The organism is Terrabacter sp. Root85, from assembly GCF_001429185.1.
Taxonomy (GTDB): Bacteria; Actinomycetota; Actinomycetes; order Actinomycetales; family Dermatophilaceae; genus Terrabacter.
On the sequence record NZ_LMIW01000009.1, the window covers coordinates 266,223 to 287,714 of the forward strand.

The following is a 21,492-nucleotide window of genomic DNA, read 5'->3' on the forward strand; positions in this document are numbered from 1 at the left end:
GCGTACGCCGCCTGAATCCTCGTGTGAGCCAAGGAGCCTGACATGTATCCCATGACCACCCTGCACTTCACCGTCAGCTGGGGCGACCGCCAGCAGACCTCGAGCTTCTCGGAGGTGAGCGGGCTGACGATGGAGGCCGAGGTCGTCGAGTACCGCGGCGGCGCCGACCCGCAGTTCTCGACGCGCAAGCAGCCCGGGCTGCGCAAGTTCTCCAACGTGACGCTCAAGCGCGGCATCGCCCCGACGGAGGCCGGCAACGGTCTCTTCGAGTGGTACAACTCCATCACCATCGGCGCCGTCGAGCGGCGCGACGTCACGGTGAGCCTCCTCAACGAGGAGCGCGAACCGGTCATGACGTGGAAGATCAAGGAGGCCTGGCCGGTCAAGATCGAGGGCCCCGGCCTCAAGTCAACCGGCACCGACGTCGCCATCGAGTCGGTCGAGTTCGCCTGCGAGGGCATCGAGATCGAGGCGAAGTAGCCGATGCTCCCGCTCGCCTCACCCGCGCTCGTGCCGTTCACGACGGCGCACTTCGTGCTGGCCATCGACGGGCTCGCGTCCGTCAGCTTCAGCAAGTGCACCGGGCTCGCGGGTGAGGTCGCCGTCGAGGAGTACCAGGAGGGCGGCGAGAACCGCTTCGCCCATCGCTTCCCGACGCGGGCGTCCTTCCCCAACCTCGTCCTCAACCAGGGCGCCGGCCCGCTCCAGGAGCTGTGGGACTGGTTCTACGAGTTCCACGTGACGGGCGTCGTCACCCCGCGGGACGGGACCGTCGTGCTCATGAGCACCGTCGAGGGCGCCCTCGCCCCGGTCCGCGTGTGGGCCTTCACGCGCGGGTGGCCCGTCAAGCTCACCGGCCCCGACCTCGATGCCCAGAGCTCGGCCGTCGCCGTCGAGGCCGTCGAGATCGCCCACCACGGGCTCGTCCTCAAGAAGGTGGTCTGAGTGCCCGTCGTCATCGGGGAGATCGTCACCGAGGTCGTCGTCGCGCCGAGGACGGATGCCGCCGGGCCCGCCCCCGATGCGTCGCTCGACGACGCGGCCATGGAGGCCCTCGTGCGCCGCGCCGTCGAGCGCGTCCTCGAGGTGCTGCGGCGGGAGTGGGATCGATGAACCTCACCGCCACCCAGCTGACGAAGCTGACCATCGACGCGTACGCCGACCTCACGTTCGAGCAGCCCACCGGGCTGCGCTGGCAGGCGCTGCTCAACCCGACCGAGCTGTCCTTCTCGCGCAAGAACCTCTACCAGGCAACGCAGTCGGCGGGCACGTCCGCGCCGCAGCAGTCCTTCAGCGGCGGCGAGCCCGACCAGGTGCAGATCGACCTGCTCCTCGACGGCACCGGGGTGGTCGGCGAGGCCGGGGGCATCGGTGAGCTGCTCGACGCGCTCCTCGCGCTGACGAAGTTCCAGGGCGACACGCACCAGCCCTACTACGTGCACTGCTACTGGGGGCGGTTCAGCTTCCGGGGGATCCTCACCCAGGCCGACGTGACGTACAAGCTCTTCGACCGGGCGGGTGAACCGCTGCGCGCGACGGTCAAGCTCTCGCTCAAGGAGGCACTGTCACCGCAGGAGGTCGCCGCCGAGGACCGGCCGGCCTCGCCCGACCTCTACCAGACGTGGCTCGTCAAGGACGGCGACGCCCTCGACGCCATCGCGGCCAGGGTCTACGGCGACCCGGCCTTCTGGCGCCCGCTCGCGGCGGCCAACCGGTTGGCGAACCCGCGCGGCCTCACCACCGGACAGCTGCTCCTGCTCCCGCCTCTGGGGACGACCCGATGACCGCGCCGACGACCCAGCGCGATCGACCGGCCTTCGAGGTCCGGGTCGGCGGGACGGCGCTCGAGCCGATCGTCGCGGCCGACGTCGTCGAGCTCGAGGTGCACGAGGAGGTCGGCCGGCACGGACGGCTCACGCTCCTCGTCCAGAACTGGGACGCCGACCAGCGCGCTGTGCGGCACAGCGACGACGGGCCGTTCACCCCCGGAGCGGGCATCGCGGTCTCCCTCGGCTACCACTCGGACCTCACCGAGGTCTTCGACGGAGTCATCGCCTCGCTGACGACGCACTTCCCGAGCGGCAGCCCGCCGGTGCTCCGGGTGGAGGGCCGGTCGCGGTCCGTCCTCATGGACCATCCGCCGCGGTCGCGCCAGCTCGCCGACGTCACCGATGCCGACATCGCCTCCGCCGTTGCCGCCGACTACTCGCTCGAGACCGATGCGGCGGACGGCGTCACGCACCCCTTCTGGGCCAGTGACCGGGTCAGCGACTGGGACGCCCTGACCCGCCGGGCCGGCGAGCTCGGCTGGGTCGTCTTCGTCCGGGGCACGAAGCTCGTGCTGCGGCCGCCGTCGGCCGCGCAGGACCTGCTCGAGCTCGACTGGACCCGGTCGCTCGTCGAGCTGCACCTCACCGAGGACCTGACCCTGGCCATCGACACCGCGGTGGGGGTCGGCTGGGACGTCGACGCCGCCGAGGCGACCGAGAGCGAGCAGAGCGCGAGCGCGGCCGACCTCGACGTCGGTGACCGGCAGACGCACTCGGCCGCCGTCGGCGACGCCGGCTGGCCGCTGCGCGCCGAGCGCGTGGAGTCCGACGCGATCGGGGCCGCCGACGAGGCCGACGCGAGAGCCGTTGCCGCCCAACGACGCTCCGCGCTCGGGCACATCCACGGAACCGGCGTCGTGCAGGGCGAGCCAGGGCTGCGCTGCGACGGCTGGCTCTCCATCGCCGGCGTCGGACGACGGATGTCCGGACCGCACTACGTCACGGCTGCACGGCACCGGCTCTCGGCCCAGGGCTACGTCACCGAGTTCCAGGTGGGCTCGCCGCCACGGCTCGTTCCCCGCGCGGGGGGCGACGTCGGGTCGGCCCGGTCGGGCGACCTCGGACCGGCCCTCGGGCTCGGCGTCGTCGAGGCGCTCGACGACCCGGCCTCCCTCAACCGCGTCAAGGTGCGCCTGCCGTGGCGCAGCGACGGCGGCGACGGCGTCTGGGCCCGTCTCTCGAACGTCGACGCGGGCGACGGCTACGGAGCGGTCATCGTGCCGGCGGTGGGACAGGAGGTGCTCGTCGGCTTCGTCGGCGGCGACCCCGCATACCCCGTCGTCCTCGGCTCGCTCTACAACGGCAGCCAGCAGCCACCCTTCACCGTCGACCCGGACACGAACGCCGTGCGAGCCCTCGTCTCGCCGGACCAGCACACCGTCCGCCTCGAGGACGGGGACGCGAGCGCGGTCACCGTCAAGACCGGCAAGGGGCACTCGATCGTGCTGTCCGACAAGGACTCCGAGGTCGTCATCACCCACAAGGACAGCGGCAACGCGATCCGGCTGTCGGCCGACGGCATCGAGCTGACCGCGGCGCAGGGCGACATCACCCTCTCGTCGTCGTCCGGGACCATCTCGCTCGACTCGCTCAAGCTCGCGGCCAAGGCGTCGGGCCCGTCGAGCATCGAGAGCTCGGCGACCCTCGACGTCAAGGCCTCGGGATCCCTGGGGCTCAAGGGGTCCCTCGTGACCATCAACTAGACGAGCACTCATCACCGTCACATCACCGTCACACCAGCGACCAGCCAAGGAGGAGGAGACATGCCGGGGGCAGCACGCGTCGGTGACACCACCGCGCACGGGGGCACGGTCGTCGGACCGGGCGTCGCCACCGTGCTCATCGCCGGGATGCCTGCCGCCGTCGTCGGCGACATGCACGCCTGCGTCATCCCGCCGCCGTCGCACATCCCGGTCAGTCCGTTCGTCGCCGGCTCCGCGACGGTCCTCGTGCAGGGCCGACCCGCGCTGCGCGCCGGTGACGCCTGCGGCTGCGGCGCGTCCGTCGTCGTGGGCAGCCCGACGGTGGTGATCGGATGAGCACCACGGACTACCCGCAGGTCGGCAGCGGCTGGGCGTTCCCACCGCGCTGGGAGCGCTCCGGCGTCGACGCCACCGGTGCAGCCGGGCCCGTCGAGCTCGTGACGAACGACGGCGCCGCGCACGTCGCCGAGGCGCTCGTCCTGCTGCTTCGGACGATGATCGGCAGCCGCGTCATGCGACCTGACCTCGGCGCCGGCGTCGACCGCTACGTCTTCGAGCCGCGCACGTCGGAGGCCTGCCACCGGCTCGCCGACGACGTCCGCCGGGCCCTCGTCCTCGGCGAGCCGCGGGTCATCGTGGACGCCGTCGAGGCGGTGCCGGCCGGCGAGGCCGATGACCGGGTCGACGTCACCATCGAGTTCCGGATCGACCGGCACCGGCGGCCGACGAGTCTCGTCGTGCCCTTCTACCTGGCCGGTGCGTCATGACCGCTGGAGGGCGCACCCCCGAGCAGGTCGCCGCTGCGATGGCCGCCGCCGCGCGCCTGACGCCCTACGACACTGCCGGGACCTGGGCCGACGTGCTCTTCGCGACCGACGCCGACGGCGTGACGGCGCCCGCGCCGGCAGGTGCCCCCGACCGCGAGCTGCTCGCTGCCGTCGCCGCCGAGTACGCCGCCCTCGACGAGCACCTCGCGACGTTGCCGGAACGCACCCGCCGGACGTGGCTCGAGGACCTGCTCGGCATCGGCCGGCTCCCCGCGCTGCCCGACCGCGTCATCGCGCACGCGACCGTCGACCCCAAGGCGGCGCCTGCGGTGCTGCCCCCGGGCACGCCGCTGCGCGGCGGCAAGGACGCCTTCGGCAACGAGCGCCGCTACGTCACCCTCGACGCCCTGACGGCGCACGGCGCGGCCCTCACCGGGGTGCGGTCCTTCGCGCCCGGCGACCCCGTGCGCGCGCACGGGGGCGCGGCGGCGGCCCCGGACTTCCCGCTGCGACCCTCGGCCGGACCGGAGGCCACGCACTCCCTGCGGATCCACTCGCCGGCGCTGTCCTTCGAGGGCGGTGACCTGACCGCCGAGGTGGCCTTCACGGGAGCGGCCGGCGCCGAGGGCCTGTCTGCGCTCGTGTGGCGCTGGTCGCGGGCCGACGGCACGACGAGCGGGACGACGGGCGGCACCGTGTCCGGGTCAACCGTCACGGTCACGCTGACCGGTGACTGCGGTGCGCCCGACGGCGAGACCCCGTGGATCGAAGGCGTCGTCACGTCGGGGGCGGCAGTGCCCGTGGGCTTCTCGTTCACCGGCGTCACGGTCCGCGTGACGGACCGGACGGCATACGTCCCCGAGGCGGCCTTCTACAACGACGGCGCGGTCGACGTCACCAAGGAGTTCCAGCCGTTCGGGGCCGTCGCGAAGCGCGGCGACGCGTTCTACGTGCGCTCGGACGAGGCGTTCGGCAAGGCGCTCGCGACCGTCGAGGTCGCGGTGCAGGTCATGCAGGAGGGCGGGGCGCCGCTCTCGTCGTCGGCGGGTGGCACGGGCATCCCCGTGTGGCTCGCGGAGAACCTCAAGACCCAGCTGATCAGCATCAAGAACGCGCTCGGGTCGCAGTACGCCTCGGTCGAGACGCAGTGGACGTCGATCTACGGCTCCGTCTCGACGGCGACGACCCCGTCGGTCGTGTGGCAGCGCCGCGAGGACGGCGCGTGGAAGCCGGTCGGCTCCGCGTCGTCGAGCTTCGGCACGCTGTCGGCGACGGTGAGCGGGTCGGCCGTGGCGTCCGAGACCTTCGCGGTCGCCGGCCAGCCCGGGAACTACCTCCGGGCCTTCCTCGCGCAGGGCGACTTCGGCTGGACCGACTACCAGGCCAAGGTCGCCGACTTCGCGACCCGGGCCGTGGCGGGCACGGGTCCGAAGCCCACGATGCCGCCCGTGCCGGTGCCGCCGATCGCGTCGGCCGTGACGGTGCGCTACACGACGACTCCCGTCGAGGCCACGCTCGTCGAGTCGAGCAGCGGCTGGCGGCGTCAGGGCCGCGTCGGCGGGGCAGCCGGTCGCTTCACGCCGTTCCGGCTCGTCGTGTCCGACCTCGGCGCGACGGCCATGGTCGCCATCGGGCTCGAGCTGCCCGACGCCGCCCTCGGGTCGAGCGTCTCGCTCTACCTCGACGTCGACTCCGCCTCGCCGTGCGGCAGCTCCGACACGGTCGTGGCCTCCTGGCAGTTCTGGGACGGCACGACGTGGGCGCCGCTCGCGGTCGCCGACGGCTCGCACGAGCTCCGCGAGGCGGGTCTGCTCCGCTTCGTCGCCCCGCGCACGTGGGCCGTCGGCTGCGACGACCTGTCGGCCGACACCGGTCGCTGGGTGCGGATCGAGACCGACCAGCCGGAACGTCTGGGCGTGCTGCTCGCCGTGGTCGTCGACGCCGTCGTGGCCGAGTTCGTCTCCCGGGCGGCCGATCCCGGCCTCGACCCCAGCTCGGCGGAAGCCCTCCCGGTGGGCGCGATCAAGGGCACGCTCGCGCCGGTCCCCGGCGTCAAGAAGGTCACCAACCTCGCGTCCGTGCGCGGCCGTGCGCCCGAGACGGACGCCGACTACCTCGCGCGTGCCTCGGCGCGGGTGCGCCACCGCGACCGGGCCCTGACCCCGTGGGACCTCGAGCAGCACGTCGCGCTCGCGCTCCCCGAGGTGGCCGCCGTGCTGTGCCTGCCGCACACCGGCAGCGACGGGCTGCGCGCGCCCGGCCACGTCGGCCTCGTCGTCGTGCCGGACCGTCCGCTCGACGTCGCGCCCCGGCCGTCCGTGAGCCTCGCGGGCCGGGTCGTGGGCCTCGTGCAGCCCCGCGCGCCGATCGGCGCCGTGCTCCACGTGCTCTGCCCTGACTACCGTCCCGTCACCGTCGTCGCGTCGATCCGGCTGCGCGCGGGCGTGGCGGCGCTCACGGGCACCCAGGCGATCACCGCGGCCCTCGAGCGGGTGCTGCACCCGACGGGAACCGTGCCCGTCCGCTGGGGCCGCGACCTCTACGCCTCTACCCTCATCGCCGTCCTCGAACGGCAGCCCGACGTCGACGTCGTCCTCGACTTCGCCCTGCACGACGGCTCGGGCGGACCTGTCGAGGTCGTCACCGTCGACCCGTGCCGCGGGCTCTACTGCTCGTCCGGCGACCACCACCTCTCGTGCGAGGAGCAGCTGTGAGTCCCAGAGCGGGCACCGGGCCGTCCACCCGGCAGACCACGCCGATCACGCGCTTCGTGCCCGTCGCTCCCGACGCGGACTGGGAGACCGTGCGGGCCCGGATGGTCGACCACCTCACCGCGACGGCGACGCCCGAGTGGACCGACCACAACGCGGCCGACCCCGGCATCACCCTGCTCGAGGTCCTCGCCTACGGGCTCGCCGACCTGCACTACCGGACCGCCGCGCACCGCCTCGACGACTGGCCGCTCGAGGTGCGCGCCTGGGACGCCGACGCCGGGCGGCACTGGGACGCAACGCTCCCCGCCGGACGATGGGACCCCGAGGCCGACCCCTCCGACCCGGCGCTCGCCGCCACCGACCTCGCGCCGCTGTCGGCCCTGGCCGACGTCCTCGCCGCACCGGCGACCTCCGCGACGGTGCTCGAACCTCTCGTCCGTGCGTGCCGGTCGCGAGCCGACGCGGTCGCCCTGCTGTCGGCCGAGCCGTGGGCGAGCGCCGTCCGGGCCGCCGACCGTCCGGCGATGGTGGCGCTGATGCGCGCCCGGCTCGTGCGCCAGGTCGCGCAGGAGCAGGCCGGCGTCGTCGCGTCCGCCGTGACGGCCGCGCAGGCCGCCGCGGTCGCTGCCGCCCCGCGGCGCGCCGACCCCGACGCGCCAGTCGACGTCCCGGCCATCGATGCCGCGGCGTCCGCTGAGCTCGCCTGGTCCCTGCCGCTGTGGGACGAGGAGGTCGTCGCCCTCGTGCGCCGTGAGCGGCGGAGACGGTCGCGCGAGGTCCTCACCGACGGCCTCGACCTCGTCCGCGCGACGACGGCCGACACCCTCGCGGCGACGCGCTCCGCCCTCACCCTCGCGGGACTCGACGCTGACGAGGTGACGTATGCCGTCGCGGCCGCCCCGCAGGCGGCGAGCCTGCTCCCCGAGGACCTCGAGGACGAGCAGGGCCGCTCGCTCGTCTGGCCACCGCACCCGGTGCAGGCCCTGACGTGCGAGCCGGTGACCGCCGACGACTACGCCCGCCGGGCGCGGGCCCACCCGGACGTCGTGCGTGCCTGGACGGTCAAGGGCCGTTTGCCCGGCATCGCGTGGAACGGGCTGCCCACCGGCGCCATCGCGTCCGTCGCCGTCGACGAGCACGCCGCCGCGCTGACGCTCGTCGTCGAGAGCCGCACCGAGCCCACCACGCCCGCGCGCCGTGACGCCTTGCTGCGCGACGTCCTCACGACGGCCATCGGACCCGAGGCGGGCGCACCCTTCCCCGACTGGCGCGACGACGTCGACGACCTCGAGCCGCGACGCGTCGTGTGCGACGAGGTGGGCGCGAGCCTCCTCGACCGGGCACCCGTCCTCGTCCAGGCGACGCTCGTCACCGAGGTCGGCGCCAACCGCGAGGCCGTCGTCGACGACGCCCGGGCCCGGATCGCCGCCTTCTTCGAGAGAGGTCGGCCGGAGACGTTCGCCCCCACCCCGGCGCCGGTCGTCGACGGCCCTTGGCCCCGCCACGACCAGGCCACCCTCGGCTGGGTGCCCGGCGAGCCGGTCCGCTTCACCGAGGTCGTCGAGGCGATCGTCGGCAACCCGCTCGTCCGCGGCGTCGAGGACCTCGCCATGAAGGTCGACGGAGAGCCCGACTTCCTCGCGGCGAGCCACGGCTACCTGCCGATCCCGCGCAACGCGGTGCCCCGGCTCGCCGACGCCCGCTGCATCCGGGTGCGCTTCTCGCTGACGAGCCGGTGCGGCGATGCGTAGCCCGTGGCCGGCGGGCCCCAGCACCGCCCCCGCGCGCGGGCCCGACCACACCCGCCTCGCGTCGCAGCTGCCCGCCGTCTACCAGGAGGACGAGGCCTCGTTCGCCCAGGTCGACGCCTACCTCGGCCTCGCCGACGAGCTGAGCCACGCGGTCGTCGAGCACCTCGAGGACCTGCTCACGGCCCTCGGGCCCGACGCGACGCTGCGCTGGCCCGCCGACCTGCCCCTCGACGCGGGGGCCGCGGCCCTCGTCGCGCACCACCTCCAGACCTACGACGAGGTCGCGCGGTGGGCGAGCGTCACCTTCCCGACGAGCTGGCCGGGCACGGAGCGTGGCCTCCAGCAGCGCCGCGAGCTCCTCGCCCGCTGCACCCGGCTGTGGCGCCGCCGCGGCACGCCGCGTGGCTTCCTCAGCTGGTTCTGCCTGTGGTTCGACCTGCCCGCGGCCGGCCGGCCCTACCTGCTCGAGCACTTCAAGGCCCCGGGCGCCGGCCTCACCGCCGAGCCCTACACCGCGACCCTCTTCGTGCCGACGATCGTGCCCGTGCCGAGCACCGGTGACCCGTCGACGGCGAAGGGCTTCGTCGACTGGGAGCGGCGCGAGGAGGCGGTCGACTTCGTGCGGCGCTACGCCCCCGCGCACGTCGACCTGCGTGTCTGCTTCACCGACCCTGCGGTCTTCACCGACCTCGCGGTGCTCGCGTCCCCGCCGACGCTCCCGGCCACGCCCACGGCGGACGAGGTGACGGCATACGCCATCGCCGTCCAGCAGCAGCAGGCCGACCTCAACGCGCTCCTGTGCTCCGTCGTGTCGGTCGTGAGCCACGCGAGCGGCATCCACCTCTACGCGTGCATCGACGCCGGCCGAGGCATCGACCGCCTCGGCGTCGGCCTCCTGCCGACCGATTCGACGACGTGAGTCCCGAAGGGAAACCAGCGATGGCAGACAACCAGTACCCCGTCTTCGTGGACGGCCAGACCCTCACCGAGGCCGAGCTCAACGACCTCAGGGACTTCCTCCACCAGCGCGACCGCCTCGTCGGGCGCCTGGTCGGCTTCGGCGTCAACGCCGGGCTCGGGGGCACGGTCTCGACGCCGACGACCTTGGCGGTCGGGCCCGGGCTCGCGATCGACCAGCGCGGTGAGCCGCTGCTCCTCGGGGTGGAGCAGACGCTGCCCCTGCCGCCCGTCGCCGAGTCGGTGACCTATGACTTCGTCGATGCCACGGCCGAAGGGTTCAGCGTCGTCCTCGAGTCCACCGACGCGATCGAGCCCACCCCGGACTGCGGCGAGTCGGGCTGCGCCGGGCACGCCGAGCTGCACACGCGTGGGGTCGCGCTGCGTGTCGTCGCCGGTCGGGTGACCGGCACGCGGATGGACTTCGCGGCCGAGCCGCTGCTCAGCGTCGAGCCGATCCGGCTCGCGCTCGACTCGTCGCCGATCAACTCCTACCCGACCCTGCGCAACGCCATCGCCGCCCGGCTGACGAACGGCACCTCGCCCCTCGTCGACCCCACCCTCATCGCCAGGCTCCAGGCCACGTCGATCGCAAGCACGGACGCGGCAGGCATCCGGGGCTACAAGTGCGGCTGGCTCAACATGGTGCTCTTCGCGACACTCGACCTGCTGCGGGTCCGCGCCCTGCTGGCCCTCACGTGGGACCGCGACACGACGCGACCGGGTGTCGTCCTCGGCTCGGTGCACCAGGTGGCGGGCGTGTGGGTCTTCGACTGCGCCTACCGGCACGCGTGGGAGCCGCCGCGGGGGTTCACCGAGGCCTTCCTCGGCGGGTCGTGCACCGACCCGGCGGGTGCCTTCCGCGACGAGGTCGAGGCGCTCCTCACCGGCTTCGCACCGCCCGACCCAGCGCCGGTCGGCGATCCCAAGCCGCCCATCGCCTGCCCCGTCGGCTCCATCCGCGTCGGCGATCGGTGCGTCAAGATCGTCTTCCCGCCCAAGGAGATTCCCGACAAGTGGCGGCACAAGTGGGTCTTCGACCCGCGCGAGCCGGTCTGGAACCCGCCGATCAAGACGTGGGAGCGGCCCGACGTCGTCTACGAGCGGCAGCCCATCGACGTGCTCGGCGAGCAGGAGTTCCCGCTCACCGACTTCCTCGGCCACGACGCGAACGACGTCAGGACGGTGCTCGGCGGCTTCATCACGGGGCAGGGAGCCATCGCCGACGTCCGCGTCATGTCGGCCGGGGACGTCATGACCCTCGACGGCTACGCGCCCGCCGGTGGCTTCGCGGCCTCGGACTCCGTCGTGCTCGGCACCGACGCGAACGGCGTCGTCGTCTCGACGGGCCGCGTCCCGACGGTGCAGAACGTCCGGACCGTGGGCTCGGCGCTGCCGGCGGCCGTGGGCGCCGCGACCGAGGCGATGGCGGCGGCGACCGAGCTGCGCGGCCTGTCGACCGGTTTCGAGACCCGCCTCGGCCAGCTCGACCAGTCGGTCGCCGGGCTCGGCGGCTCGATCTCGACGCTCCAGACCGACTTCACGTCGTTCCGCGGCAGCTTCGACGCGGTGACCATCACGAACCGCCTCGGCGACCTCGAGTCCGGCATCAAGCGGATCGACACGGTGCAGAACCAGATCGACGTCCTCGCCGGCAAGGTCGAGGTCATCTCGAAGTTCGGCGACGGCATCAAGCTCGACCCGAAGGTCGGTGGCGGCGGCGTCATCGCCATAGACCCGAACATCGGCACGCACGTCGGCGGCGGCGTCATCGGCGGCCCCGGCGGCGGGGGAGTGATCAGCGGTCCGGGCGTCGGTGGGATCGGTGGGATCGGTGGGATCGGTGGGATCGGCGGCGTCGTCGTCAAGCCGTCCGGGCAGGTCGACCGCGAGCTGGCCCAAGGGGTCGCCGACTTCGCGCGCACGACCGTGGACGCGCTGCGGTCGCTGCCCAACCCGCGCAACCGCAGCTTCAGCAGGTATGCCGCCGCGGCCGACCGCGCCCACGCCGCGCTCGCGCAGGCGGTGGCGCCACCGGACACGCCGGAGGAGGCGGTCGAGACGCTCGAACCCGCCGCCCTGACGGCGGCGACGCTCGAGGTCCTCGGCACGCTCCGGACCCTCGTCAAGGCCGCGGGCGTCCCGAAGGACGTCGGTCGGCAGCTCGACGCGCAGCTGCGTGACCTCGGGGGCCTGGTGCCGTGACCGACGTGGCCGTCGACGTGCTGCGCCTGCGCGGGCCGGGCGCGCCACGACTCGCGCGCGTCGCGGCCACGACGCTGCCTGCGGCCCTGGACCGGGCCCTGGCCGACGTCGGCGACGTCCGTCTCGAGCACGTGGCCGTGACGCTCGACCTGTCCGTCGACGACTACGATGACGAGACGCTCGCGGTGTTGTGGGCCGAGGCGATCCGCACGCAGCTGCTCGCCGACGGAGGCGGGCGTCGCGACGTCGTCGCGCGGGATGGCGATGCGGACACGTCCCGGGGGCCGGGCTCCTGGCCGTCGCCGGTCGACGTCGCCACCGCGGCGCGGCTCTGGACGGCAACGGCCGGTCCGCGTCCCGCAGCGCTTCCCTCCGCCGTGCTCGCCCTCGCCGACCCCCAGGTGGCGGCGTCGGCCCGCCCACGGCTCGGCGGCGCTGAGTGGAGAGCCCTGGTCGGCACGATCGAGAGAGCCCTTGCGCCGCAGGCACGTTCAGGCCCTGCAGCCGCGGCGGACACGACGCCGTCAGGGTCCCTGTCGGACCCGCCCCAGCCGCCTGACGCACCAGCGCCGGACGACGCGTCGACCGGCGGTGCACCGACGCCCGTGGCCGTGGCACCCGCGACGGCGCCGCGCCCCGTCCGTGACGCCGAGGTGCTGGCCCGGCTCGCGGCCGTCGCCCAGGTCGCGCCCGAGGGCGGTGCGCCTGTCGTGCTCGCCGACCTGACCCGGGCGGCCGGCCTCGTGCTGCTCTACCCGTGGCTCGCCGACCACTGCCGTCGTGCCGAGGCGCTGCATCCCCGGCTCGACCCGGTCGACGTGCGCGAGCTGGCGCTCGCCGCCGTCGTCGATCCCGACGACCCGACGCTCGCCGACGACCCGCTCGTCCGCCTCCTCGCCGGGCGGCCACCGGGCGTCGGCGTCGAGCCCCGAGCACGTATGCCGCTCAGCGGAGCCCGCGAGATCGCCGAGTCCGCGGACGGCGTGCTCGCCCGCTTCGCGGGGCTGCTGCCGGGCTTCGAGCGGTCGAGCGAGCCCTTCGTGCGGGCGTCCTGGATCGTGCGCGCCGGACTGCTCGACACCGACCGCGACCCGGTGCTGCTCACCGCCGCGACCCACCCGCTCGACGTGCTCCTGCCGCGCCTGCCCTTCCCGGTCGGCCTGCTCAAGCTGCCGTGGTCCCCGCCGGTCACCGTGAGGTTCCGGTGAGAGCCGGGCCCGAGCCGCTGTCCGGGACCTCCCGGTCCGCGGGCGCGTCGCCGCAGGTCGCCGAGCTGCGGGCGGCCTTCGAGATCCTCGACGCGCTCGTGGCCGTGCGCATCGAGGAGCGGCGGGGTGGCCCCGCCGGGCGACCGCTCGGCCTCGAGGGCGACGGTGAGGGCCTGCCGTCGCTCGACCGCTTCGCCGGAGTGGGTCCGCTCGCCGAGCTCGTCACGCTCACCGGACTGTCCGCCGCCGAGGCGGTCATCCTCGTGGCCGCGGTCGCACCTCACGCCGACGAGCGCTTCGCCGTGCGCTACGGCGCCCTCACGGATCGCCAGTCGGTCGTCGGCCTGACCGGCGAGGTGGCCCGGACCCTCGTCGCCCGGTCGTTCCGCGGGCGGCTGGACGCCACCGTCCTGCTCTCGTCGCAGGGCCGGCTGCGCGCGCAGGGGCTGCTGTCCCTCGACCCGCCCGGCGACCTGTCCGGGGCGCTGCGTCCCGACCCGTCGCTCGTGGCCTGGCTGCTCGGCCTCCCCGCCGAGGTGCCCGTCGCGTCGTCGGACTTCCCGGCGCGCCCGCTCACGACCGTCCACACGCTGGCCGACGTCGTCCTGCCCGCCGCCGCTCGCACTCGCGTCGACGACCTCGCGGCCCGGATCACCCAGCGTGACACCGTCGTCGACGACTGGGGCTTCGGCGCCCACCACGACAACGCCAGCGGTCTCATCGCCCTCTTCCACGGGCCGCCGGGCACCGGGAAGACGATGACGGCCGCGGCGCTGGCAGCGTCGGCCGGCCTCCCGGCATACCTCGTCGACCTCTCGGCGCTCGTGTCGAAGTACATCGGGGAGACGGAGAAGGCCCTCGCCAAGGTCTTCGAGCGGGCGGCGCGCGAGCGGTGCGTCCTCGTCTTCGACGAGGCGGACGCCGTCTTCGGGGCGCGCACCGAGGTCGGCGACGCACACGACCGCTACGCCAACCAGGAGGTGTCCTACCTGCTGTCCCGGGTCGAGCAGCACCCCGGCATCGTCGTCCTCACCTCCAACCTGCTCGCCAACATCGACACGGCCTTCCAGCGGCGCATCCACGTCATGGTCGAGTTCCCCGAGCCCGGGCCGGGTGAGCGCGAGCGGCTCTGGGCCGCAGTGGCCCCCGCGTCGCTGCCGATGGATCCGGCGATCGACCTGCGCGACCTCGCGCGCCGCTTCCCCCTGACCGGCGCGCAGATCCGAGACGCGACGCTCGATGCGGCCTACCTCGCCGCGTCGAACGGTCGGGTCGTCACGACCGCGCACCTGCTCGACGGCATCCGTCGCCAGTTCGAGAAGGCGGGGCGGACGGTGCCGCGGTGAGCACGCCGGTCACGACACGGGCGGGACCGGGTCCTGGCCCGGACGCCGAGCGGGCCGGGGCCGGTTCGACGCGGTCGCCGCGGGATGCCGTGGCGCCGCGGTCACCGACCGGGGACGGCGCTCCCGTGCTCGGGACCGTGCCGCGACCTGCCGGTGGTGGCGCCGAGGCAGCCGTCGTCGTGCTCGACCCGGCCATGACCGCCGGCGGCCTGTCGGCCGTGCAGGCCGAGTGGGGCGTCGACGGTGGCGCGGTGGTGCTCAGCGGACGGGGGCCCTTCACCGAGCTGACGGGGCACGCAGGCTTCCGGTCCGACGGGTCGCTCGACGGCAGCGTCGAGATGCGCGCGCGGGTGGGGCTGCTGGGCCTGAACCTCGGTGAGGCGACCTGGCGGGTCGAGGGCTGGGCGCCCGAGCAGCCCCTGGCGGGCCCGGCCGTGACGCTCCGCGGGACGACGCTCGGCGTCGACCTGCGACCCCTCCCGGCGGAGGCCGGCTGGTCGGCGCCCGAGGGCGTCGACGCGCCCCGGAGCGGTGCGCAGGCGACGATCCACCTGCCGGGCGACGCCACACCGCCGGGACTTCCACTCACGCCTCGCGTGGCCGAGGTCTACCGGGGACTGCTCGGCGTCGACGTCAGCGGCATCCGTGTCCACCCGGACTCCCCCGTCGCAGGCGCGCCCGCGTTCGTCACCGACGCCGACCTCTTCCTCGCGCCCGGCGTCTACGGCGTCGACAGCCCCGAGATGCTCGCCGTGCTCGACGCCGCGATCAGGGCCGCGCTGGGCGGCCTCTTCGGCGCCGTCACCGGAGAGTCCGCACCCCTCGTGCCACCCGCCCCGCCCACCCCGGCGGCACCCCCGGCCGACACGACCGTGGTGCCGGCCACCGTCCCGGAGCCCGCCTCGCCGAGCACGGTCGCCGAAGGGGCGGCCGCGCGCACGGGTGAGGCGCCCGCGACCGGTGAGACCGCGGAGCAGGCCACCGCGGCGGTGGCCGGGGCGGGCGCGGCGGGCGCCGACGCAGGGACCGCGGCGGACGGCATACCCGGCGGTGGCGCGGGGGAGCCCACGGCGGAGGGGGAGGCTGCCCCGGCGGTGGTCGAGCTGATCATGCCCGAGCCGCCCACGACCCTGACCCCCGCGGCCACGGCTCGCGGAGGGTCGGTGGCCGGCGGGGCGCGGAGCGCGGCCGGCGCGGCGCGCGACCTGCCCACGGCCGACGCCAACGTCGCCGACTCCCGCGGGGCCGTCACCGAGCCGGCTGCGGAGACGGCGGCCCGCGCCCGGGAGGAGCTCGCCGCCGAGCTCGGCGAGCGGCCCGCTCCGAGCCCCGAGATCGTCGCCCTCTGCGAGCGCATCCGGACGGCGATCCGCGAGAACCGGCCCGAGGACGAGGACCAGCTCCTCGAGACCGACCCCACCCACGAGGCCCAGGCGGCCGGTGCCACGATCACGGGTTCCGTGGAGACGCAGACCGCGGAGGTGGGCAGCAGCTACGACGCGATGGGCTCACCTCCCGCGGGGACGCCCGCGCTCACCCCGACCCCGATCGCCGCCCCCTCGCCGACGTCCCCGGGGATGGGCGTCGACGCCGCGGGTGCCGCCCCTGACCCGATCCCGCCGGAGAACACCTCACTCGACGCCGATGTCGCCGCCACCGACCAGCGCATCGCCGACGCGGGCATCGACACCCGGGTCACGCAGGAGATCCCGGACGGACCGTTTGCCGAGGCGCGCGCGGCGCGGGGCGAGCTCGGGGAGGCTGCGGCGCGGACGCCGCAGCAGATCCAGGCCGAGCAGCAGCAGGCCATCGACACCGCGCAGGGCGACATGGCGGCGCTGCAGCAGCAGGCGGTCGCTGCGATGCGGGCGTCGCGGTCCGGCACCGTCGGCGCCGTCGGTGGCGCGCAGGGTGGCATGGTCACCTCCGAGGAGCAGACCCGCGAGTCGGTCTCGGCCCGCGCCCAAGGCATCTACGACCAGGCGCAGACGCAGGTCAACGCCCTGCTCGAGCCGCTGAGCCGCACCGCGATCGCCCGCTGGGACGCCGGCCTCGCCCGGCTCTCGCAGGACTTCCACGACACGCTCGACCGGGTCAAGCGCTGGATCGACGACCGGCACTCCGGCGTCGGTGGCGCGATCCTCGCCGTCGGCGACTACATCGGCGGCCTGCCCGACTGGGTGACGGACGAGTACAACCGCGCCGAGCGCGAGTTCGGCGACGGCGTCTGCACCCTGCTCACCGACATCTCGAGCGACGTCAACGGCGTCGTCGCCGCAGCGCAGGCCGTCATCAACCACGCGCGCGACGACATCGACACGGCCTTCCGGGCCATGGAGGCGGAGTTCCCCGAGTGGGCGGCGCAGGAGCGGGCGCGGTTCTCCGGCATGCTCGACGGCCTCAGCCAAAGAGTCACCGACGCCCAGACGAGCTTCGTGCGTGACGTGTCGCAGCGAGCCGTCCAGGCGGTCAACGAGGTGCACGCCGAGGCACAGGCCCGCCGGGACGAGGCCGGCGGCCTCATCGGTCGGGTCGTCGCGGCCATCGAGGAGTTCATCGACGACCCGGTCCGCGCCATCATCAACGGTCTGCTGCGTCTCGTCGGGATCCCGCCGGCAGCCTTCTGGGCGTTGATCGCCCGCATCGAGCAGGTCATCTCCGACATTGCCGACGACCCCGAGAACTTCATCAACAACCTCGTCGCCGGCGTCAAGCAGGGCTTCGAGCAGTTCTTCGACCACTTCGGCACCCACGTGCTGCACGGCTTCTGGGACTGGCTCTTCTCCGGGCTCGAGACCCCGATCCCGATGCCGCGCGACTTCTCGGCGCGCTCGCTCTTCTCCTTCGCGCTCCAGCTCATGGGCGTCACGTGGCCGCGCGTCCGCGAGATCCTCGTGCGGCACATCGGGCCCACGGCGGTCGACGTCATCGAGGCCGCGTGGCAGCTCGTCTCGGTCCTCATCGAGCGCGGCCCCGAGGGGCTCGTCGAGCTCGTCAAGGAGCAGCTGACCCCCGAGAACATCGTCACCATGATCCTCGACGCGGCGGTGCAGTACCTCGTCGAGACGCTCATCCAGCAGGTCGTCGTCCGTGTCATCGGGATGCTCAACCCGGTCGGCGCCATCGCCCAGGCCATCGACCTCATCTACCAGGTGTGCTCGTGGATCTTCCGCAACGCGGCGCGGATCTTCCGGTTCGTCGAGGCGATCGTCAACGGGATGGCCGACGTCATCGCCGGCAACATCGGCGGCCTGGCCGCCGCCGTCGAGCGCTCCCTCGCCTCGCTCATCCCGCCCGTCATCGACTTCCTCGCCGGCCTCTGCCACCTCGGTGGGCTGCCCGGCGAGATCGCCGACGTCATCACCCGCATGCAGGCGGTCGTGTATGCCGCGATGGACCGGGTCATCGGCTTCCTCGCCGAGCGCGGACGGGCGCTGTTGGCGCGCATGGGGATCGGCGGCAACCCGGACGAGGGCGGCCACAACGACGACAGCGAGCTCGGCACGACGGTGCGCTTCAGCGCCGCCCACGAGGCGCACCGGCTCTGGTTCGAACGCAACGGCTCGGGCGCGCACCTGATGGTGGCGTCCACCCCGACGAGGATCCCGGACCTCATCGTCGAGTGGAACCGCAGGCTGGCCGCCGACGAGCCCTCCGACCCGGATCTTCGCTCCGAGGCCCGCAACCTCATCATCAACCTGCGCGGCGATGCGGCCACGGCCGACGCCGAGGCGAGCCGGCTCGTCGGCCAGTTCGACGCCGCCAGCCGGGACACGACGCACCAGACCGCCGCACCGGACGACAACGCCCTCGAGTCGAGTGAGCGCTCCATCGCGTCGACGCTGGACCGCCTCTTCACGATCTTCGGCGAGGGCGACCGAGCCCAGCAGATCGGCCAGATCCGGGCGTCGCTCCCGGTGAAGGGGCTCGAGCAGACCGGGCTCGTCGTCCAGAGCTGGATGGCTCGGTTCATCGAGCCGACCAGGGCCAAGCCGATCGAGGGCGCCGAAGGGCCGGTCTGGAGTGCGGCCGACTTCACGGCGGATGCGCTCCAGCCCTCGGAAGTGCTCGGCTCCGGCACCAACCACGCCGCCCTGCTGAGCTTCTTCGAGGCCGGCGTCGACCGGCGCGGAGGCGCAGACTCGGATGCGTTCCGGTCCTACGCCTTCGAGAACATGTCGGCACCCCACCCGGTCCGTCGTCGGTTCCTCACCTCGCTCGGGTCACGCACCGCCTCGCAGCTGCGATCCCTCGGCACTGGCCGCCTGACCGGCACGGGTGACAGCGACCTGCTCACCAAGGTCCGGAGCATCCGCTACAGCTCCAGCGGTGGAACGGGGTACGGATCGTTCGAGCCGTGGCCGAGCAACCCTGTCTCGGTCCTCGTCCACGGAGTGGTGACGAGTGCGGGTCCCCTCGAGGCCTTCCGCGCGTTCGTCCAGGGTTTGACCGTGGGAGCCGTGTCCTACGACGAGTTCCGCGCCGAGCTCGAGCGCGACCAGACGGCTCGGACCTGGGTGGCGGGCCAGATCCGCGACGTCCGGGCCGGCCAGCACGAGTGGCTCCCGGTCTCGATCGGCTACGAGGTGCTCCACCACGCGGTCGAGACGAGCCGGCAGGATCTGAGGCAGGCGCTCGGATGGATCTCCCTCCTCGAGTCCCTGCGCAGCCCCACCAACGGGATCCTGTGGCGCATCACGAGGGACCCGATCCTCGTCCAGGGCGGTCCGGTGGAGGAAGGCACCCAGATCGGGGCGCAGGGGCACGTTGCCTCACTCTCACTCGAGCGGTTCAGACTCGTGCAGGACGGACTCACCACTGGGACCGGCGACTTCCACGGCGCCCTGCGCACGTTCTTCCGCCAGAACCGCGGGCTGGAACCGGCTGCCTGGGTCGACGCGCTGCTGGCCCACCTTCCGTCGATCATGTGGACCGGGTCGAACATCGCCATCCCGGGCGAGCTGCGCTCCAGACCGATCGGTGTCTTCTATGCGATGCCGTCCGGGGTGTTCGCGCCCGATCTGACGGTGGCGCAGGTGCAGGCGGAACAGCAGGCCCGGTGGGAAGAGATCCGAGCGGCTTTCCTCGCAGCGAAGGCAGGGATCCGGTGAGCGACGAACCCGACGACACGGCATACGGCCCCGGGACGCGGTGGGTCGCCCAGCGCACCGGGCGCACACCCGAGGAGCTGACGGCGTCACCCGCTGCGGCGGTGGCCGCGGTCGGCGACGCCGTGCGCGAGGTGGCGGCGCTCGCCGCCCGGCTCGAGTCCGAGGACCCCGAGGTCAGGGCCGCGGCGCAGGCGGAGGCCGACGCCCTGCGCCGGCAGGTCGAGACCGAGCCGACCCCGGGGGAGCGGTTCGGCTCGCGTGTCGCCCAGGTGCTCCGCGACGCCGCCGAGCGGCTCGACCGGCCACGCAGCTGAGCCCGGCCACGAGGACAAAGCAATCTGCGCCCCGGCGCCGTCGCACGCGGGGACAGCCGGCCGGAGCGGGACTTGCTGTGTCGTGCGGGCCCGCGGGCGTATGCCGTCAGGCGAGGTAGTCGTCGACGAGCCGGCTCGCGAGGGCCGTGTAGGTCTGCGGCGTCAGGGCCACGAAGCGGACCTCGACGTCGGCGGGCAGCCCCAGCCCGCGGACGAACTCGCGGAGGTCGTCACCGTCGATTCGGCGGCCGCGGGTCAGCTCCTTGAGCCGCTCGTAGGGCTCCTCCATGCCCGGAACACCTTGTGCGCCAAGGGCCCTCATCGCCGACTGGATCGGCTCGCCGAGCACCTCCCAGTTGGCCTCGAGGTCGGCTGCCATGCGCTCGGGCACGGCGTCGAGACCGGCGAGGCCGCGGCCGACGTTGTCGAGCGCGAGCATCGAGTGACCGAAGGCCGTGCCGATGTTGCGCTGCATGCTCGAGTCGGTGAGGTCGCGCTGGAGTCGGCTCTGCACGAGGGTCCCGCCGAGCACGTCGAGCAGGGCGTTGCTCACCTCGAGGTTGGCCTCGGCGTTCTCGAAGCGGATCGGGTTGACCTTGTGCGGCATCGTCGACGACCCCACGGTGCCCTGGCCGCGCACCTGCGCGAAGTAGCCCATCGAGATGTAGGTCCACACGTCGGTGCAGAGGTTGTGCAGGATGCGGTTGAAGCGCGCGACGTCGGCATAGAGCTCGGCCTGCCAGTCGTGGCTCTCGATCTGCGTCGTCAGCGGGTTCCACGTGAGGCCCAGTCCCTCGACGAAGGCGCGCGACACCGCGGGCCAGTCGACGTCGGGCAGCGCGAGCGCGTGCGCACCGAACGTGCCGGTCGCGCCGTTGAACTTGCCGAGGTACTCCTGCCCCTCGATGCGGCGCAGCTGCCGGCCGAGGCGGTGCGCGAGCACGGCGAGCTCCTTGCCCATCGTCGTGGGTGTCGCGGGCTGGCCGTGGGTGTGCGCGAGCAGCGGCACGTCCTTGAGCTCGCGCGCCAGGTCGGAGACCTGCGCGACGAGGGCCTGCGCCCGGGGCAGCCACACCTGCTCGACGGCGCCCTTGACCATGAGGGCGTAGGAGAGGTTGTTGATGTCCTCGCTCGTGCAGCCGAAGTGGATCAGCTCGGCGAGACCCTTGTCCTCGTCGGCCGGGGCGATCGCCGTGAGGCGCTTCTTCAGGAAGTACTCGACGGCCTTGACGTCGTGGACGGTGACCCGCTCGATCTCGCCGAGCTCGGCGACCTCGTCGGTGCCGAAGTCGTCGACGACGGCTCGCAGCGCAGCGATCTCGTCGTCGGTGAGCTGCCGCACGCCCGGCACGACGCCGTGGCTCGTCTGGTGGATGAGCCACTCGATCTCGACGTGCACGCGCTGCCGGTTGAGCGCCGCCTCCGACAGGTGGTCGACGAGCGGCGCGACGGCGCCGCGGTAGCGACCGTCGAGCGCCCCGAGCGCGATGGGCGGGGTTGCGTCAGCGAGCGAAGCCATGCCGACATCCTCCCAGAGCGCGCGGAGTGGTTCGTATGCCGTCCGGCGCGGTCGGTGGGTGCCGCGAG

At 73.7% G+C, this 21,492-nt stretch carries 16 protein-coding genes; 15 read left to right on the top strand and 1 reads right to left on the bottom strand.

The genetic code is table 11. The features are described from left to right. The first annotated feature begins 42 nt into the window (after window positions 1-42). From ASE25_RS13510 to ASE25_RS13575, 15 genes are read left to right on the top strand one after another with little or no spacing between them, the layout of a single operon-like run. Complete coding sequence (locus tag ASE25_RS13510) at window positions 43-480, top strand: phage tail protein (RefSeq protein WP_056774549.1); 438 nt, start codon at window positions 43-45, stop codon at window positions 478-480. Window positions 481-483: 3 nt separating this feature from the next. After that, window positions 484-945: a phage tail protein gene (locus ASE25_RS13515; RefSeq protein ID WP_056755764.1), complete on the top strand. Its 462-nt coding sequence runs from the start codon at window positions 484-486 to the stop codon at window positions 943-945. After that, on the top strand, window positions 946-1,113 hold the full coding sequence (locus ASE25_RS22820; RefSeq protein WP_156415510.1) for a DUF5908 family protein: 168 nt from the start codon (window positions 946-948) through the stop codon (window positions 1,111-1,113). Continuing rightward, window positions 1,110-1,784, top strand: coding sequence for a hypothetical protein (locus ASE25_RS13520; protein WP_056826057.1), 675 nt, complete (start codon window positions 1,110-1,112; stop codon window positions 1,782-1,784). The genes ASE25_RS22820 and ASE25_RS13520 overlap by 4 nt, the downstream gene beginning before the upstream one ends. Then, a complete protein-coding gene (locus tag ASE25_RS13525) occupies window positions 1,781-3,532 on the top strand; it encodes a phage baseplate assembly protein V (protein WP_056826058.1) in 1,752 nt (583 codons plus the stop codon). Before ASE25_RS13520 ends, ASE25_RS13525 begins: the two co-directional genes overlap by 4 nt. A 60-nt stretch (window positions 3,533-3,592) precedes the next feature. Further along, window positions 3,593-3,868, top strand: a complete 276-nt coding sequence (locus ASE25_RS13530; protein WP_056774539.1) for a PAAR domain-containing protein — start codon at window positions 3,593-3,595, stop codon at window positions 3,866-3,868. Next, window positions 3,865-4,299, top strand: coding sequence for a GPW/gp25 family protein (locus tag ASE25_RS13535; protein ID WP_056774535.1), 435 nt, complete (start codon window positions 3,865-3,867; stop codon window positions 4,297-4,299). Before ASE25_RS13530 ends, ASE25_RS13535 begins: the two co-directional genes overlap by 4 nt. After that, entirely contained in the window at window positions 4,296-7,013 is a 2,718-nt protein-coding gene (locus ASE25_RS13540; RefSeq protein ID WP_056826060.1) for a baseplate J/gp47 family protein, read from the top strand. Before ASE25_RS13535 ends, ASE25_RS13540 begins: the two co-directional genes overlap by 4 nt. Next, entirely contained in the window at window positions 7,010-8,764 is a 1,755-nt protein-coding gene (locus tag ASE25_RS13545) for a hypothetical protein (RefSeq protein ID WP_056826063.1), read from the top strand. The genes ASE25_RS13540 and ASE25_RS13545 overlap by 4 nt, the downstream gene beginning before the upstream one ends. After that, entirely contained in the window at window positions 8,757-9,683 is a 927-nt protein-coding gene (locus ASE25_RS13550; protein WP_056826065.1) for a hypothetical protein, read from the top strand. The genes ASE25_RS13545 and ASE25_RS13550 overlap by 8 nt, the downstream gene beginning before the upstream one ends. A 20-nt stretch (window positions 9,684-9,703) precedes the next feature. Beyond that, window positions 9,704-11,926 (top strand): hypothetical protein, encoded by a 2,223-nt coding sequence (locus ASE25_RS23230; protein ID WP_056826066.1) that lies wholly within the window; start codon window positions 9,704-9,706, stop codon window positions 11,924-11,926. Continuing rightward, window positions 11,923-13,134, top strand: a complete 1,212-nt coding sequence (locus ASE25_RS22825; protein WP_056826069.1) for a contractile injection system tape measure protein — start codon at window positions 11,923-11,925, stop codon at window positions 13,132-13,134. The genes ASE25_RS23230 and ASE25_RS22825 overlap by 4 nt, the downstream gene beginning before the upstream one ends. Further along, the gene (locus tag ASE25_RS13565) at window positions 13,131-14,480 is read left to right on the top strand and encodes an ATP-binding protein (RefSeq protein WP_056826070.1); all 1,350 of its coding nucleotides are present in this window, start codon (window positions 13,131-13,133) and stop codon (window positions 14,478-14,480) included. Before ASE25_RS22825 ends, ASE25_RS13565 begins: the two co-directional genes overlap by 4 nt. After that, window positions 14,477-19,591, top strand: a complete 5,115-nt coding sequence (locus tag ASE25_RS13570; protein ID WP_157623431.1) for a hypothetical protein — start codon at window positions 14,477-14,479, stop codon at window positions 19,589-19,591. Before ASE25_RS13565 ends, ASE25_RS13570 begins: the two co-directional genes overlap by 4 nt. Further along, the gene (locus ASE25_RS13575) at window positions 19,588-19,905 is read left to right on the top strand and encodes a hypothetical protein (RefSeq protein WP_056826074.1); all 318 of its coding nucleotides are present in this window, start codon (window positions 19,588-19,590) and stop codon (window positions 19,903-19,905) included. The genes ASE25_RS13570 and ASE25_RS13575 overlap by 4 nt, the downstream gene beginning before the upstream one ends. Before the next feature lie 106 nt (window positions 19,906-20,011). Here ASE25_RS13575 and purB read toward each other — a convergent pair whose 3' ends face one another. Next, complete coding sequence (purB, locus tag ASE25_RS13580) at window positions 20,012-21,424, bottom strand: adenylosuccinate lyase (protein WP_056826076.1); 1,413 nt, start codon at window positions 21,422-21,424, stop codon at window positions 20,012-20,014. Between the last annotated feature and the right edge of the window lie 68 nt (window positions 21,425-21,492).

Coding starts and splice junctions, on each gene's coding strand:
- ASE25_RS13530 (WP_056774539.1), top strand. CDS start 3,593: ATGCCGGGGGCAGCACGCGTCGGTGACACCACCGCGCACGGGGGCACG.
- purB (WP_056826076.1), bottom strand. CDS start 21,424: ATGGCTTCGCTCGCTGACGCAACCCCGCCCATCGCGCTCGGGGCGCTC.
- ASE25_RS13515 (WP_056755764.1), top strand. CDS start 484: ATGCTCCCGCTCGCCTCACCCGCGCTCGTGCCGTTCACGACGGCGCAC.
- ASE25_RS13540 (WP_056826060.1), top strand. CDS start 4,296: ATGACCGCTGGAGGGCGCACCCCCGAGCAGGTCGCCGCTGCGATGGCC.
- ASE25_RS13535 (WP_056774535.1), top strand. CDS start 3,865: ATGAGCACCACGGACTACCCGCAGGTCGGCAGCGGCTGGGCGTTCCCA.
- ASE25_RS13525 (WP_056826058.1), top strand. CDS start 1,781: ATGACCGCGCCGACGACCCAGCGCGATCGACCGGCCTTCGAGGTCCGG.
- ASE25_RS23230 (WP_056826066.1), top strand. CDS start 9,704: ATGGCAGACAACCAGTACCCCGTCTTCGTGGACGGCCAGACCCTCACC.
- ASE25_RS13520 (WP_056826057.1), top strand. CDS start 1,110: ATGAACCTCACCGCCACCCAGCTGACGAAGCTGACCATCGACGCGTAC.
- ASE25_RS13550 (WP_056826065.1), top strand. CDS start 8,757: ATGCGTAGCCCGTGGCCGGCGGGCCCCAGCACCGCCCCCGCGCGCGGG.
- ASE25_RS13510 (WP_056774549.1), top strand. CDS start 43: ATGTATCCCATGACCACCCTGCACTTCACCGTCAGCTGGGGCGACCGC.